This is a genomic window from Streptomyces sp. NPDC045678 (genome assembly GCF_056432085.1).
The window spans coordinates 160,774-175,265 of sequence record NZ_JBWKJS010000003.1 but is presented as its reverse complement, the minus strand read 5'-3'; the positions used below and the strand labels follow the sequence as shown (position 1 = coordinate 175,265).

Here is a 14,492-nt window from a genome sequence, read left to right as displayed (position 1 = left end):
CAATATCGCGGGACGGCAAACGCCAGGCGCCGCCACCCCACGCCACGTCAACGCTCGGTTCAGAGTGGTTCCCCATGCCGCAGGCTGGGTGCAGATGTGCCAGCTCGTACGTACAGCGAAGTGATCCACACATGGTGTGATGTGGCCCGCAGTCTCCCCGGCTAACGCCGGCGTGCAACGGAAAGGAACGAGCGCTCATGCGCGAGATCCTCGGAAGGCGACGCAGGCTCCTGTCCTGGCGAATCGGAAGGAAGCCCGGCCGGAGCGCCGGACAGCTCGGCGCGGCTCTGACCTTCGCGACCGCATGGCGGTGGCCCGTACTGCCAGGAGTCGGTCTCGACCGACGCGACGGCACCCGGTGCGCCTGCCCCGACCCCGACTGCGCGGTACCGGGCGCGCACCCCCTCGACCCCGGCCTCCTCGCCGCCACCACCGACGAGCGGATGGTCCGCTGGTGGTGGACCAACCGACCCGGCGCGCCCATCGTCCTCGCCACCGGAGACCGCGCCCCGTGCGCCGTCAGCCTCCCCGCGGAAGCCGGCGCGCGCGCCCTCGCCGTGCTCGACGAGGCGGGCATCAGGCTCGGCCCGGTGGTCGCCACCGACGCCAGACTCCACATCCTGGTCGCGCCGTACTCCATGGCCCAGTTGGGCGAACTCCTCTACACGAAGGACTACGTCCCGGGTTCCCTGCGCTTCCACGGAGAAGGGGGCTACATCGCCCTGCCGCCCTCCGTGACCGGCCAGGGTCCGGTCCGCTGGGAGCGCGCGCCGCTGCCGGGATCGGCCGCACCCTGGGTGCCGGACGTCGAGGCCGTCGTGGACGCCGTCGTCGACGCCCTCACTCGTACGGGTGTGAGCGCGCCCGAGTTGTAGGGGAATTGGGCGCGCGGCGAGCCGACCGCGCGCCCACTGTCGTTATCTTCGGCTCATGCAACCCCGCCTGATCATGCTCCTGGGCGTCGCGGCCGTCACGGTTCTCCTGCCGCTCGCCGGGGCGTCCGCGGGGCCGGTGGGCGAAGGTGACGCGAAGTCGGCCCTCCCCACCCCCGCAACCGCCCCTTCGAACGCCTCTTCGGAGCCGCGCGCGGAAAGCGCCTCCCGGTGCGGCCCCGAACTCTCCTCACCCGACGGCATCGAGGCCCAGACCTGTGTGCTCACCCTGGGCCGCGACACCTGGGCGCGTACCTATTACCGCAACGCCACCGGCGACGAGCTGACCGCCGTCCTGACCCTGATGGGCCCCGGCGGACGCACCGTGCAGATGCACTGCGAGGTGGAGGCGGGTGACGAACCGGCAGCGTGCGAGACCCCGCGCGAGCGGTCGGCGGGCGCCGCGGCGGCGTACTCGGCCGTGGCGGAGTACGCGGCGGGCCAGGCGGACGGACTGCTGCTGCGCTCGGGCAGCAACTCGGCAGCCCCGCAGGACAGTTGAGCCCTTGACCGGTTCCCGGGCATGAAAGGGCCCGGTTGCTGGCGACGGGGGATGCACCAGCAACCGGGCTACCTGAACGGTAACAAGAGATCGGCTCTTGGCAAATTCGATCCAAGTTATCCGGACAGGGATTTACTTACCGCTACGGGGAGTTGTGACTGGAGTCACCGATTCCGTTCATAGGCGTACCGACTGACTGGTGCGTCAGCCGGTACGGGACGGTAAGCGTGGGAACGGTGCGGTCAGCTGAGCGTGACCTGGCGGTTGGTGAGGCCACCGCGCGCCCGGCGCTCGTCCGCGGTCAGCGGGGTCTGCGAGGCGAGCGCCGTCGCGAGCCGCTCGGCGAACTCCGCCGCGGGCTTCTCGACATCCGCCGCCGTGACACCGCTCGGCAGGTCCCACACCGGAACGGTCAGACCGTGCGCACGGAAGGAACCGACCAGCCGGGTGCCCTCGCCGAGACTCGACGTACCGGCCGCGTGCAGCCGGGCCAGCGCGTCGAGGAGCTGCTCCTCGGGGTGCGGCATGACCCAGCGCAGGTGGTTCTTGTCCGTCGCCTCGCACCAGTACGCGGCGTCCACTCCGGTCAGCTTCACCGTCGGAATGGCGGCGTCGTTCGCCCGTTCGAGGGAGGCGGTCACCTCCGGCGTGGCGTTCTCCGCGTCCGGCACCCAGAACTCGAAGCCCGCGTGCACGACCGGCTCGAAACGGCCCTCCGGGTCGATCAGGTCCTGCAGCCGCGGACCGTCGGCCGGGGCGCGGCGGCCCTTCACCGGCGTACCCGGCTCGGCCTCCAGGGCGCGCTGGAGGGTGTCGGCCAGGTCGCGGCTGATGTCGCCGGACGAGGTGTCGTTCTGCAGACCGAGCAGGACCGAACCGTCGTCGCGACGCAGCGCGGGCCACGCCATCGGCAGCACGGTGGCGAGGGACACCGACGGAATGCCGTCGGGCAGCTTCTCCTTGAGGGTCAGCTCGACCGTAGCCGCGGGCACCAGCTCGCGCAGCGCGATCCAGTCGCACTCGCCGGGCAGGCCCTCGAAGGGGCGCTGCACCAGCTCGGTCACCGCGTGCGCGGCGGCCCGGCCGTGACACGCCTTGTAGCGCCGGCCCGAGCCGCAGGGGCAGGGTTCACGGGCGCCGACGACCGGATAGTTCTCAGCGCCGCCGGTGCGGGCTCCGTCCTTGACCTGCGACTGCTGCTTGCCCTTGGTCTGAGGGCGCTTCTTGGCCATCTGGGTGTCTCCCGGCTGCGGCTCTGTTGCACTCTTCCGTACGGGCGCGAGCCTAGCCGTTCACGGATTCAGTCCAGATCGTCGAAGGGGTCCACGAAGGCGAGCTCGGATATCGCGGCCGCCGACGGAGCGGCGACGCGCGTAGCGAAATCCTCGTGGTGGTGTCCTCCTTGCACGACGGCCCACACGGTGACCTCGCCGTGCACGTCGTCGCGGACGCCCCAGGCGTCGGAGAGCGCCGTGATGATGTTGAGCCCACGGCCGCCGTGCGCCGTGACCGACGGAGTCGCCGGCACCGGGCGGGTCGGGCCGCCGCCGTCCGTCACTTCGACCGTCAGCCGGCCCGCCTCGTCGACGTGCCACGCCACGCGCACGTCGCCGTCGCCGACCATTCCTCGGCCCAGCGGCCTGCCGTGCCGGCAGGCGTTGCTGAGCAATTCCGACAGGATCAGTACGGCATCGTCGACGACCGACTCGGACACCCCGCTCATGCGCAGCTGATTGCGCATGTGGTGCCTTGCTTCCCCCACGCCCGCAGGGCCATGGGGAACGGCCATGCTCGACGACGTGGGCACCTCCCGTGCCACCACCAACGCCACCCCCGAGACCTCCTTCGCCCCACGCCACGGTGTGGATGCCCCATTGGACTGGACCGGAAACCGGCCAATCCACGTCCGGTGACGCACTCGTGACGATCGAATACGGACCGAACGCGCCGGTGCACTCCCTGTAACCGGAGTTAATGGAGTCCCAGTTGGTTCAGCTGTGACAGAACCTGCTTCGGGCGGTTGGTGATGATCGCGTCGACACCCAGTTCGGCGCAGAGTTCGACGTCCTCCGGCTCGTTCACCGTCCACACGTGCACCTGGTGTCCCGCGCGCTTCAGCTTCGCGACGTACGAAGGGTGGCTGCGCAGGATCCGCATGGCCGGACCAGCGGTGCGTACTCCCGCGGGGAGGCGTCCGTCCCGGTGGCGCGGCGAGACGAACTGCATCAGGTAAACGGTCGGCAGCGTCGGGGAAGCGGCCCGGACACGGTGCAGCGAACGTGCCGAGAAGCTCATGACACGTACCGGCGAAGGGCCTTCCGCGGGCGGCGCATCCAGGCCGAACCGCTTGAGCAGCAGGAGCAGGCGCTCCTCCACCTGTCCCGCCCAGCGGGTGGGGTGCTTGGTCTCGATCGCCAGCCGTACGCGGCGGCCCGAGGCATTACTTTCGGCCACGAGCTCCAGGAGGCGCTCCAGGGTCAGGACCGAGGTGTCCGCACCCGTGGCCTCCCCCGTGGCGGACGCCCAGTCCGGGTCTTCCTCGGCCTCTCCGTGGTGCTTCTTCCAGGAGCCGAAGTCCAGGGCGGCGAGGTCGGCCAGTTCGAGGGCGGAGACGGCGCCGCGGCCGTTCGACGTACGGTTGACGCGCCGGTCGTGGACACAGACGAGGTGGCCGTCGGCGGTGAGCCGTACATCGCATTCGAGGGCGTCGGCACCGTCCTCGACCGCCTTCTTGTAGGCGGCGAGCGTGTGCTCGGGAGCGTCCTCGGAGGCTCCGCGGTGGGCGACGACCTGAATCTGGTGCTGTCGTGCGAGGGTCACCGCGTCATGGTGCCATCACGGGGTACCCGGAGGCTCGCCGGGCGAGGCCCTCCGGGGGAGCCGGACACACAGGATCGGCTTATGGTGCCCTGACAGCCCATGGGAAAAGCTGACTGCAGACAACTGCGAAGGTAACCGTGCGACCGCATGACAGCCGCAGGGTCCGCACAGCCGGCACCACCAGGCCGTGACCGAGAACGCCGTAACGACAGCATGGACCGAGGAGAAGAGCTGTGAGCACCGAGAACGAGGGCAACGAGGTACCCCAGGCCCCGTCCGCGCCCCCTGCGCCGGTGGACGCTCCCGCTGTTCCCGCAGACTCCGCCGCCTCCACCGACTCCGCCGCCTCCGGGTCCGTCGGGTCCGCCGGGCAGCAGGGGCACGCGGGGGCGCCTTCCGCCCCCGCGCACGCTCCCGCCGAGGCGGCTCCCGGTCAGACGCCGGGCCATGCTCCGGCGACTCCGTCGGCGGCTGCTCCGGAGGGCGCGCCGTACGGTGCGGCTCAGGGCGCGCCGCAGAACACTCCGCACGGCGCTCCGCACGGCACCGCTCACCCTCACCACGGCGCGCCGCACCCCACCCCGCACCCCGCCCCGCAGGCCGCTTCCGGCGCCGGTAACTGGCCTCCGCCGCAGCCTCCCGCAGTGCCGTCGTACGCCACGGACGGCGGCTCCGGTTCGGGCTGGGGCGCCTCGTACCACCCGCAGGAGCCGAAGCCCGGCGGCCGACGCGGCGGGCTGGTCGCCGCGGTGCTCGCGGCCGCCCTGCTCGCGGGCGGCATCGGCGGCGGCGTCGGCTACTGGGCGGCCGAGCGCGGCGACAGCGACACGAGTTCGACCACGGTCTCCGCGCCCGACACGCCCGCCGACCTGAAGCGCGAGCCCGGATCGGTCTCCGACATCGCGAACAAGGCCCTGCCCAGCGTCGTCACCATCGAGGCGCAGAGCGGCGGCGGCGAGGGCGGCACGGGCACCGGGTTCGTCTACGACACGCAGGGCCACATCCTCACCAACAACCACGTCGTGGCGTCGGCCGCCGAGGGCGGCAAGCTCCAGGTGACGTTCTCGAACGGCAAGAAGTACGCCGCGGAGGTCATCGGCCGCGCCGAGGGGTACGACGTGGCGGTCATCAAGCTCAAGAACGCCCCGTCCGGCCTGCAACCGCTCAAGCTCGGCAACTCCGACCGGGTGGCCGTCGGCGACTCGACCATCGCGATCGGCGCGCCCTTCGGCCTCTCGAACACGGTCACCACCGGCATCATCAGCGCGAAGAACCGTCCGGTGACCTCCAGCGACGGCGGGCAGAGCGGCAAGAGCTCGTACATGAGCGCGTTGCAGACCGACGCGTCGATCAACCCCGGCAACTCCGGCGGTCCGCTCCTGGACGCGCGCGGCGCGGTCATCGGCATCAACTCCGCGATCAAGCCCGCCGAGAGCGGCGGCCTGGGCGGCCAGGGCCAGTCGGGCTCCATCGGCCTGGGCTTCGCGATCCCGGTCAACCAGGCCAAGCAGGTCGCCCAGCAGCTGATCAAGACCGGCCAGCCGGTCTACCCCGTCATCGGCGCGTCGGTCTCCCTCCAGCAGGAGAGCAAGAACGGCGCGACGATTTCCGAGAAGGCCGTGAGCGGCTCGGAGCCGGTCACTCCGAACGGTCCCGCGGACAAGGCGGGCCTGAAGCCCGGCGACGTCATCACGAAGCTGGACGACATGGTGATCGACAGCGGCCCGACCCTGATCGGCCAGATCTGGACCCACAAGCCCGGCGACAAGGTCAAGATCACATACGAGCGCGACGGCAAGGAGCACACGGTCGACGTGACGCTGGGCCAGCGCAAGGGCGACAGCTGACCCGCTAGTCTTGTTCCCGCGCCGTCCGGTTCCGGTCCCTCCGGTCCCGTTTCCGTTGGACGACGGCGCGGGGTGGGTTGCCCGAGCGGCCTAAGGGAACGGTCTTGAAAACCGTCGTGGTTCACGCCACCGTGGGTTCAAATCCCACACCCACCGCAGCAGGTCAGCGTATGTGCTGGTCACAAGGGGTGCCTCAGACCTGGGGCACCCCTTCTTGGTGATCGCTGTCTCGCCCTGATCCACGTCTGTCGCGTTGTTGATCACAGTGTGTGGACCAGGCGTGGACCACGTCAGGGATTACGAGTAACGCCCCCCGAAGCGAACCACTGAACAAGCGTGGCAGCGAGATGCACAGCGGAACGTGCTGATTCGAGGGTCTCCGGCACGGTCGCGGTCTGCTTGCCATGGCGGGACGTCTGCCCGTCCCACAATGCGCGCATCATGGCCTCTACCGGGGCGAGGGGGTCCTTCCCAGCAGGCGTGGAGAGCGTGGTTACGAACTTCTCCCGGGCATTGCCTATCTCGCCCAGCATCGTGCCGAGCGTGGCGCGTGCGTGGTTGGGCTGGATGACTCCGTGTGCGGCGGACTCCACGGCTTTGATGGCTTCGCTGTAAGCCCGGACGGGATCGGGGTGCAGCCCGTAGGACGCCTGCCAAGCGGCGGCAAGGTGCTCCGCTCCGGAGCCGGAAGAAGGGTTGTTCTGCGCGTCTGAGACTGCCTGGCCAACCGACTCGCGTACTGCTGGGTCGACCCTCAACTCCAGCCCGTCTTTGGCTTCGTTGACTCGATAAGCGGAACCGGCGGTATCAAGCATGCGAGCGAGATAACCACCGGGGTCACCTCCCGCGCGCTCATCCTCCGAGTTCAGGATGGCGTCGACGGCGTCAAGCAGGGTCATAGCGTCCGCAGACTGAAGTGCGTCGGGGGGAGTCTCGAAAGGCTTTGGGACGATCCGGAGACGGAGGCATAGCTCGACGGCATAGGCGCCGCCGCCAACACGGACACGAGTGGCGACCCAGTCCTCGAGCGGTTGCCGAAGATGCGGCGGCACGCCGTCATAGGGGGCGGCATCAAATGACTCGCGGATGCCGAGGCGCACAGAGAACCGTTCACGGGGCGTGCTGGTCATGAACGGAGCGTACAGACCGGACTGCCCAGCTGTGGATTGGTTTTGCCAGGTCCCACAATGAAGCTCCTCTCGTCTAGGTACGCGCGAGAGGAGCTTCGCCAAGGATTTTCAGGCAGGCCTTAGGTGGGCGGTTCGACTACACCTCATCTGCCTCCGATGCGTCGAGAGCCTGCTCAATCTGCTGGTTGGAGCGGTGCTGGTTGCGATGAATCGCCTTGGCGTAGAAGCGGAAGAGGACCGCAATACTGTGGCCCGCGCGCCGGGCGACCTCTGCCGGGGAGACTCCCGATTCCAGCCAGAGCGAGACGCCCGCATGCCGTAGCGAGTACGGCACCTCGGCCAGGGGCGAGGCGGCATCGGACTCCGATAGCACTGCGAGGCGGGCAGCCTTCCACAGCTCCCCGTACTCCTTCGACAGGAGGTGGCCGCCCTGGACCGCGCGGAACAGTCGGCCGTCCTCGGCGGCGCCGAACTCCTTGATGTGGTCGCGGATCATGCGGACCAGGACGGGCGGGATGGGCACGGCACGGGTCGCCTTGCGGGCGCGCTTCTTCAGGCCGCGTGAGTCGAAGGACTCCCCGGTGTCTGTCCACGCGGAACCGACCCGGGGCGTGCTAGAGGACAGCAGGACCTCACCCCAGCCCTCTTCGGGCAGAGTGAAGTCCTGCTCTCGCAGGCTGGTCGCCTCGCCCGGTCGGTTGGCCGCGTAGTACAGGCAGCCAAAGAAGGCCATCAGGTGGCGGCCACGCTGCCCCTGGGCCCCAACTGCTTCGATCAGCTTCCGCGCCAGCTTCGGGCCCGGCACGAACCGGAAGTCGATCTCGTCGTCCGTTTCCGGGGCGGTCCAATCGACCTTGTCGAGGGGGAGCGTCGTCAGCAACTCCCGCTCCACTGCATACCGAAGGCAGTTGCTGAAGGGCGGGGACGGTCAAGGAGGTGCCTGACCTCTTCTCGTACCTGCTCCAACAGTGACGCCACTTCGGCCAACTCCACGGCAAGGCGCGTCACTTCGTCGTCCAGTGCCGCTATCCCTGTCTCGTCCACCAGGTCCCGCCCTCCATCGCGCGCTGATCTACCGTGCTGCACCCATAGAGGTGTGCTCCGGTCCGTCCGTGTGACATGCCGACCTCGACGAGTTGAGAAGGCCCGAGGAGGCGAGCTGTTCAGAGTTTCTTTACTGGATCAAGGCGGCCCGCCTGCGGCGTGCCGCGCGCGCTGGCGGCCGGGGGCCGCCGCCGCTCCATGTCTCCGCCACCGCTCCGGCGGCCTCCCGCCACTCAGCGCGCAACAACGCCGAGACGGTCGAGGGGACCAGGAAGCAACTCGACCACTTCGAGCACCAGGACCAGGCCGACGAGCACCGAACCGAGGCCGCGTCCGAAGCGCCAAGGTCGGTCGGCGGTGCGGGCCGTGACGCATTGAGGCAGCGTGGCTGAGACCGGCACGGGGTTGCTGGAGGCATACGTGGCGGGTGCTCGTTCGGCCGTCCCGCCGTCGTGGCTGACTTTCGGTGGCTGAGGTCAGAACTGGGGATGCACGGGCCGCTGCGCAAGGTTGTTCCTCTCCGACTCGACTGTGTGGAGCCGGGGTTGCAGCCGAACCCGCGTTCGGGCACGCCGATCACCCCGGTACCATCGGCACCGGGGTCCTGAACAGGGATTCCTCGACCGGACCACCCGGAATGCTGTCCAGGCTGAGGGGTGGTCCGGTCTTTTGTTGTCGGGTGAGGGTTCAGAGAGGCAGGGCGCCGGACGCCAGCGTGAAGCCGATGACCAGGCCGCAGGAGCCGGAGATCATGATGATCATCAGCGGTCCGGTGAACTGCCCCAGTCTCGTGATCACTCGTCGCATCAGGGCCGCCTCCAGGCCCGCCAGGGGCGGGTGATGATCTCGCGGTAGGTGTGGTGGGAGGGATGCTTGCCGCAGTGCTTCAGAACCCAGTCCTGAGGCGTCACCCAGTCCTCGCTGGCCGGTGACGTCTCCTCGTCCACAGCGCACTGCATGGCGTAGGTGACTGGCTCCGAGTCGGGCTCGGCGTCGGGTTCGAGGGTCCAATTCTCGAACCTCAGAACCGCCCGGGGGCTCACAGTCCCCACCGCCTGTTGGCGACCGCCACTTTGGAGCTCATCCCTTCGGATTGGGTGGGTTGTCGAAGCGCGTCGGGAGGGACGTCCCACTCGGTGCCTCCACCAGACGGACGAAGCTGCACGTACGGGCCCTCGTGTCCCGTGACTATGCCCGTCTTGCCAGTGCGCGTATCGACCATGAGGGTGCCGACAGCCGGAAGGGACGCGTCGTCGATCACTTCTGCCTCCTACTCGCCGACGGAGTGGATTGACGCCAAATCGGAGCGTCCGCGTCGCCCCGCAAGCAGTCGGTATCCATCCGTGCTCGTGCGCAGAAGCATCGGGTCAACAGGGGGGACCTTGGAACAACCCCCAAACCCCACTTCGGGACGTCCCGCGTCGGGTAAAACGTCCCTAGTGCCGTCCCGAGACTCAGGGGGAGACTCATGCAGAACGAGAGACTACGAGCCGTCATGGCGGCCGGAGGCTGGACGTACGCCGGACTCGCGAAGGCCGTTGAGGTCGACCCCAAGTCGGTTGAGCGCTGGGTGAATCTGGGCCGTACGCCGCGCCGTGCCACAGCCTTGGAGGCAGCTGAAGCCCTAGGAGAAGACGTGCACGCACTCTGGCCGGCGCTTCGACAGGCCCGCGCCGCCCGCGCGATCAGCCCGGAACTCGTCGCCCTCTACGAACAACGAGCCGACCTCCCTGTATCCGCGTTCGTCGACATGATGACCCAGGCCCGCGAGCGCATCGACGTCCTGGTCTACGCGGCCGTCTTCCTGCACGAGGCATACCCGCGGCTCAACGAACTGCTGCGCGAACGAGCTGCCGAGGGTTGTTCCGTACGCATCGCAGTAGGCGATGCCGAAAGCCCGAACGTCCAAGCACGCGGCCAGGAGGAGCGGTTCGGGCACGGCATCGAGTCCCGGTGCCGACTGGCCCTCATGCACTACCGACCTCTCGTCGGGGTATCCGGCATCGAGATAAGGACCCACGAAACGACGCTCTACAACTCCTTGTACCGCGCCGACGACCAGCTCCTGGTCAACGCCCACGTCTGGGGAGCGAACGCGTACGGTGCCCCGGTGTGGCACCTCCGCCGTAACGGGGAAGGCGGCATGTTCGACACCTACGGGCAGAGCTTCGACGCGGTCTGGGCGACGGCGAAGCCGGTACAGCAGGAGGAGTGACCATGGCGCGCACCGAGTACTACGATGACCCGAACGCCCCGAAGCCGAACAGCATGGTTGTAGCGGCCTCAGCGGTCGTCACGGACGAGCAGGGGCGCATTCTGCTTCAGCGCCGCCGGGACAACGACTTGTGGGCGCTGCCGGGCGGCGGCATGGACCTCACTGATTCCCTGCCCGGCACGGCGGTTCGCGAGGTCAAGGAGGAGACCGGCCTCGACGTCGAGATCACGGGCCTGGTCGGCACGTACACCGACCCGAAGCACATCATCGAGTATTCAGACGGAGAGGTGCGACGACAGTTCAACGTCTGTTTCACCGCCCGAACCGTTGGCGGACAGCTCGCGATCTCCAACGAGTCGACTGAACTTCGCTTCGTCCGACCGGAGGAGCTTGAGGACCTGCCGATGCATCACACCCAGCATCTCAGGCTTCAGCACTTCTTGGAGCAACGCGAGCGTCCGTATCTTGGCTAACCGACGCTGAAATCGGTTCGCGAACGGTCTTACGATTCTTTCCAGAGGCCCATGAGTCGGCGGCGTCGCGTTTGCCAAGTCAACCTATAGGGCGTTTCTTGCGCTTCCGTTCAACTTTGGCCACCTCTGATTGATGTTCGGCTGTGTGGGTGCACCTCTATGAGGGTTTTCGATTTAGCCGTATTGTTAGTCGAATATCAAGGCCCATCCCGGTAGGATTCTCGCGGCAGCCTGGCCTGTATTGCAAACTGAGAGGGGTTGCGCTAGTGCCGAAAGCTCAATTTTTGCGAGAAGCCGACATGCTCGGGCCCATAGTAAATCAAGCTTCTAGGCTGGTTAACTTCGACAGCAAGGTATTTTTCGAGGTCCAAACCACATCCGGTATTCCTGATGTGGTTCTTGTGTGTTTCGATGAGAGTGCCTTAAGCCAACGTCGCGCGCGGGCGCAGGGCTTGATTCTGGATCTTTCCAGTATGAGTGTTCTGTCTTCTTTGCAGCGATCTTTGGATGACTCGCTTTCACCTCTGCAGATTGCAAAGTGTACTCATTTGAGCCCCGGGCGTATCTCTTCGTCGATCCTGCCAAAGCTCGCAGAGGGTGGGCATGTAGTAAAACAATCTCGGGGAAGGTGGCTGGCGGCGCATCGTTTTCGCAGCCTAGCCTCTCGAATTTGCACGGTTGAGGCCAAGATCCGAGATTGGCGTGGTGGATATCAACAGACCCTTCGCCACGGTTTGGCGGCTGACGAAGCGTGGCTGGTGGTTGATTCCGAGTCGTGTGCGCCAGCCCTTAATTATTGGGACTGGTTCTCTAATTCGGGCATCGGCCTGGCGTCCCTTAGCCAGGCAAAGGGGCTTCAGCCGCTGATCCACGCAAAATCAGGTAGGTCGCGCCCGGGTGTAAATGTGTACCGAGAACTTCTGGTGGAGCGGGCCGCAGAGTTGTGTATGCGAGGAGAGGTGAGCGGCCCCATCCGGCAAGTCTTCGGAAGCGATCTCACAACTTCTACAGGGCCTGACCCCAGGCGCGCAGATGTCTTGGAGACTCCTCGGCGCTGAGCAGCAGGCCGCTTGCGTATTTTGAGGCGGCTGCCACTATTCTCCTGACTGCCGCATGCCGGCCATTACGAACCGAGTCTCGTTGCACTTTGGCTGTAAGTTCTCCGACGCTGTGGAGGTAGTGGAGAGCGGAAAGTACGTGAGACCACGGCTCGCTTGCTAGAAGTGCGGGACAGTACGGGCAGGCGCAATTAACGTATCCAGGTGCTTTGATCAGTGCCGCGTGTGTACTCCGGTCCAGTGTGTGCAGTAACTGCCTTTCGAAGTACCTCTCGACTGGCTGGGAACCCTTTGAACGCCCACGGAAGGCGTACTCAGCGAATGCTTGATCTGTTCCGCTGGCCCCGAGCCCGAACCCTGAAGCACCGTGCGCTAGGGCGTACCATCCGGTCAGTCCTGTCTGGGGAAGTAGAAGACTTCGCTCCTCATCGGCACAAAGGTTGGAGAGCTTTTTTATACCCGTGACTAATGCCGCATCGTCAGGGGGCGTGAAGGACTTACCCTGTGACCACTGCACACGCACGTACAAAGTGTGGAACTGGTCCTGGTCCAATATCTGGTTCAGCAGGCGATCCCTGAGGGCCTCGTTGGAGAGCCAACGGGACGGTAGTGTGAGATTAAGCGCGAGACGCTCGCCTTGTTCCAACAGCGATAGTGCGTCGTCACCTTGCTCACATGTGCTATCAAGCGATGGTTGAGGGTCATCAGGGTCGATTGCTCTACCTGGCGTTAGCAGAAGATTCGCGCCAGTGGCTCGCTGCGCTTCAAGCACGCGATGCAACCAGTCGGATGACTCCCCGAAGCGAAGGTAAGGGGCGTACCTGTATCCGCGTGCGGAAATCGGCTCTTTGCTTAGCCTCAAGATTCCTGTATCCAGAAGGAAGCATTGGGGATCCGCAATTTTAAGCGCAGACACCGACGAAAGGTTAAAGAAGGCTCGGTGCGCCTGAGTTGTGGCTGCAGGAATGTTGGCAATAATCCCAAGAGCCAGGTCATCGCCGTAGGAGGCATGTAGGCCAGCTAGAACGCGAGGAATGTACTTGTAATTCTTGCTGCCACGCTGAACCAGGTAAATGGGTAGGTGGCCGGCCAGTGCCTCGTCGCGACCAATTCTAGGAGGCACGCTACGCGACTTACTTACTACCGCTCCTGCCGGTGGGGCGCTAACCACGCTCCCTGCGGCATCCCCGCTGAGTATGAGGAATCCATCCTCGCTTGGGAGTGCTGCATATTCGTCATCGGCATCTAAGTAGGCATCAAGTGTCGCATTTTCTAATTCTTCCTCGTCTACAGCAGACCAATTAAGTTCATCATCCACACCCGTAGACCAATCGAGATCCTCTTCCGGCATAGGATCTGGCTCGTCCTGATGCATGATCCCCCCCAGTTAGTTTTGACGATTCAGGCGTATTAGGTTGCTTGTGACGCTACCTCGTTCATGTTCGACCATCGAGGTAAGCCGCTGTAAAACTGTTGATACGCGTTCCGGGCAGGTGTTCTCCAAAGGTCGTGGACCTTCTGATAGACGTCTATACGCCTCATCCACGTTGAACTGTTCACCAACCTCGTAAAATGGATGCCGCCCTGTCAGCGCCTGGCGGGTGGTAACGCCAATCCCCCACAGATCGGCAGCCTTTCTCGCTCTTTGCCCTATCAATTGCTCTGGGGCCATGTAAGGAAAGGTGCCGATGTGGCCAGGGTAGACAGTGATGGTGCTCGCATCTAGCTGTTTGGCTAGACCAAGGTCTAGAATTACCGGATCTTGCCAGCGTCCGTTTCGTAAGGCAATGTTGGCGGGCTTTATGTCGCGGTGAATTGTTGAAGCTCTATGAAGGGCCTGTACGCCGGTTAGTAAACATCGCAGGAATTCCTCGGCGTGCTCTGTGGGAAGCAGTGAGTTCGCATTCAGCCGTCCCTCAACGTCGCCACCATTGATGTACTCGAACCTCAGAGCAGGCCTCGGTTTGTCGCCTAGTCGGAGCGTCATGGAGCCGCGGAAGGCGACGACGTGAGGCGAGTCCACGCGCCGCAGGCCCTCGACCTCTCGCTCTAAGCGCGCTGCGGAGTAGTCGTCAGTACAGATGATCTTGATTGCGTCGTCGCCTACGTGCCACGTGTCTCCGAAGGAACCGGCCCCCAAAAATGTGGCCTGTTCGCCCAGTTGCCGTGTGACCTCTTCAGCAGTGAACCTCGGCACGGCTGGCTCGACCAAGATCCCTCTCCCCGCGTCGATGAGCATGGGCAGTGGTGGTATGCCAGATAAGCATGACGGAATTTGTCGTGACTTCAAGAGTGCCGGTGGAAGTTGACCAGCTGCCCGTCTTTGGACTCTCACAAGTCCCAGGCACTGTCGCCCGGTCGGCGTTGACGGCAGTCGTGACGGCAACTGCAACTGCAACTACAGCCGCACATGACCGTTGTGCTGAGCGATCAGATTGTGCGGCCCGGGTTACTGCCTATGCGGGGGTGCC

General features: G+C 65.6%; 14 protein-coding genes and 1 tRNA gene. 6 read left to right on the top strand and 9 right to left on the bottom strand.

Annotated elements, in window-relative coordinates; all coding sequences use genetic code 11:
* Positions 1-197: 197 nt before the first annotated feature.
* A complete protein-coding gene (locus AC07DO_RS11730) occupies positions 198-875 on the top strand; it encodes a bifunctional DNA primase/polymerase (protein ID WP_479058823.1) in 678 nt (225 codons plus the stop codon).
* A gap of 55 nt (positions 876-930) precedes the next feature.
* Positions 931-1,434 (top strand): hypothetical protein, encoded by a 504-nt coding sequence (locus AC07DO_RS11725; protein ID WP_479058821.1) that lies wholly within the window; start codon positions 931-933, stop codon positions 1,432-1,434.
* Between the two features lie 242 nt (positions 1,435-1,676).
* On the opposite strand, the gene AC07DO_RS11720 is transcribed toward AC07DO_RS11725, so the two are convergent.
* From AC07DO_RS11720 to AC07DO_RS11710, 3 genes are all read right to left on the bottom strand, one after another.
* Positions 1,677-2,666, bottom strand: coding sequence for a DUF5926 family protein (locus AC07DO_RS11720; protein ID WP_479058820.1), 990 nt, complete (start codon positions 2,664-2,666; stop codon positions 1,677-1,679).
* A 68-nt stretch (positions 2,667-2,734) separates the two neighbouring features.
* Positions 2,735-3,352, bottom strand: a complete 618-nt coding sequence (locus tag AC07DO_RS11715) for an ATP-binding protein (RefSeq protein ID WP_479058819.1) — start codon at positions 3,350-3,352, stop codon at positions 2,735-2,737.
* Positions 3,353-3,405: 53 nt separating this feature from the next.
* Positions 3,406-4,254, bottom strand: a complete 849-nt coding sequence (locus AC07DO_RS11710; protein WP_479058818.1) for a glycerophosphodiester phosphodiesterase — start codon at positions 4,252-4,254, stop codon at positions 3,406-3,408.
* Between the two features lie 233 nt (positions 4,255-4,487).
* Between AC07DO_RS11710 and AC07DO_RS11705 the strand changes: the two genes are divergently transcribed.
* Both AC07DO_RS11705 and AC07DO_RS11700 read left to right on the top strand, forming a co-directional pair.
* On the top strand, positions 4,488-6,101 hold the full coding sequence (locus AC07DO_RS11705; protein WP_479058817.1) for a S1C family serine protease: 1,614 nt from the start codon (positions 4,488-4,490) through the stop codon (positions 6,099-6,101).
* A 71-nt stretch (positions 6,102-6,172) separates the two neighbouring features.
* Positions 6,173-6,257 (top strand) — tRNA-Ser (locus AC07DO_RS11700).
* 134 nt (positions 6,258-6,391) lie between these two features.
* On the opposite strand, the gene AC07DO_RS11695 is transcribed toward AC07DO_RS11700, so the two are convergent.
* The 5 genes from AC07DO_RS11695 to AC07DO_RS11675 form a co-directional block, all read right to left on the bottom strand.
* Positions 6,392-7,231, bottom strand: a complete 840-nt coding sequence (locus AC07DO_RS11695) for a hypothetical protein (RefSeq protein WP_479058816.1) — start codon at positions 7,229-7,231, stop codon at positions 6,392-6,394.
* 136 nt (positions 7,232-7,367) lie between these two features.
* On the bottom strand, positions 7,368-8,111 hold the full coding sequence (locus tag AC07DO_RS11690) for a hypothetical protein (RefSeq protein ID WP_479058815.1): 744 nt from the start codon (positions 8,109-8,111) through the stop codon (positions 7,368-7,370).
* A 397-nt stretch (positions 8,112-8,508) separates the two neighbouring features.
* Positions 8,509-8,676: a hypothetical protein gene (locus AC07DO_RS11685; RefSeq protein ID WP_479058814.1), complete on the bottom strand. Its 168-nt coding sequence runs from the start codon at positions 8,674-8,676 to the stop codon at positions 8,509-8,511.
* A gap of 405 nt (positions 8,677-9,081) precedes the next feature.
* A complete protein-coding gene (locus AC07DO_RS11680; protein ID WP_479058813.1) occupies positions 9,082-9,327 on the bottom strand; it encodes a DUF7848 domain-containing protein in 246 nt (81 codons plus the stop codon).
* On the bottom strand, positions 9,315-9,497 hold the full coding sequence (locus AC07DO_RS11675; RefSeq protein ID WP_150477940.1) for a hypothetical protein: 183 nt from the start codon (positions 9,495-9,497) through the stop codon (positions 9,315-9,317). The genes AC07DO_RS11680 and AC07DO_RS11675 overlap by 13 nt, the downstream gene beginning before the upstream one ends.
* A 246-nt stretch (positions 9,498-9,743) precedes the next feature.
* On the opposite strand from AC07DO_RS11675, the gene AC07DO_RS11670 reads away from it, so the two are divergent.
* On the top strand, positions 9,744-10,490 hold the full coding sequence (locus AC07DO_RS11670) for an XRE family transcriptional regulator (RefSeq protein WP_479058812.1): 747 nt from the start codon (positions 9,744-9,746) through the stop codon (positions 10,488-10,490).
* A 2-nt stretch (positions 10,491-10,492) separates the two neighbouring features.
* The gene (locus AC07DO_RS11665; protein ID WP_479058811.1) at positions 10,493-10,963 is read left to right on the top strand and encodes an NUDIX domain-containing protein; all 471 of its coding nucleotides are present in this window, start codon (positions 10,493-10,495) and stop codon (positions 10,961-10,963) included.
* A gap of 2,445 nt (positions 10,964-13,408) precedes the next feature.
* Here the strand turns inward: AC07DO_RS11665 and AC07DO_RS11660 are convergent.
* Positions 13,409-14,260, bottom strand: coding sequence for a serine/threonine-protein kinase (locus AC07DO_RS11660; protein ID WP_479058809.1), 852 nt, complete (start codon positions 14,258-14,260; stop codon positions 13,409-13,411).
* Positions 14,261-14,492: the final 232 nt, after the last annotated feature.

Excerpts from the sequence above, each read along its gene's own strand:
- AC07DO_RS11725 (WP_479058821.1), top strand. The coding sequence starts at position 931 with ATGCAACCCCGCCTGATCATGCTCCTGGGCGTCGCGGCCGTCACGGTT.
- AC07DO_RS11730 (WP_479058823.1), top strand. The coding sequence starts at position 198 with ATGCGCGAGATCCTCGGAAGGCGACGCAGGCTCCTGTCCTGGCGAATC.
- AC07DO_RS11695 (WP_479058816.1), bottom strand. The coding sequence starts at position 7,231 with ATGACCAGCACGCCCCGTGAACGGTTCTCTGTGCGCCTCGGCATCCGC.
- AC07DO_RS11675 (WP_150477940.1), bottom strand. The coding sequence starts at position 9,497 with ATGGTCGATACGCGCACTGGCAAGACGGGCATAGTCACGGGACACGAG.
- AC07DO_RS11660 (WP_479058809.1), bottom strand. The coding sequence starts at position 14,260 with ATGCTCATCGACGCGGGGAGAGGGATCTTGGTCGAGCCAGCCGTGCCG.
- AC07DO_RS11720 (WP_479058820.1), bottom strand. The coding sequence starts at position 2,666 with ATGGCCAAGAAGCGCCCTCAGACCAAGGGCAAGCAGCAGTCGCAGGTC.
- AC07DO_RS11670 (WP_479058812.1), top strand. The coding sequence starts at position 9,744 with ATGCAGAACGAGAGACTACGAGCCGTCATGGCGGCCGGAGGCTGGACG.
- AC07DO_RS11665 (WP_479058811.1), top strand. The coding sequence starts at position 10,493 with ATGGCGCGCACCGAGTACTACGATGACCCGAACGCCCCGAAGCCGAAC.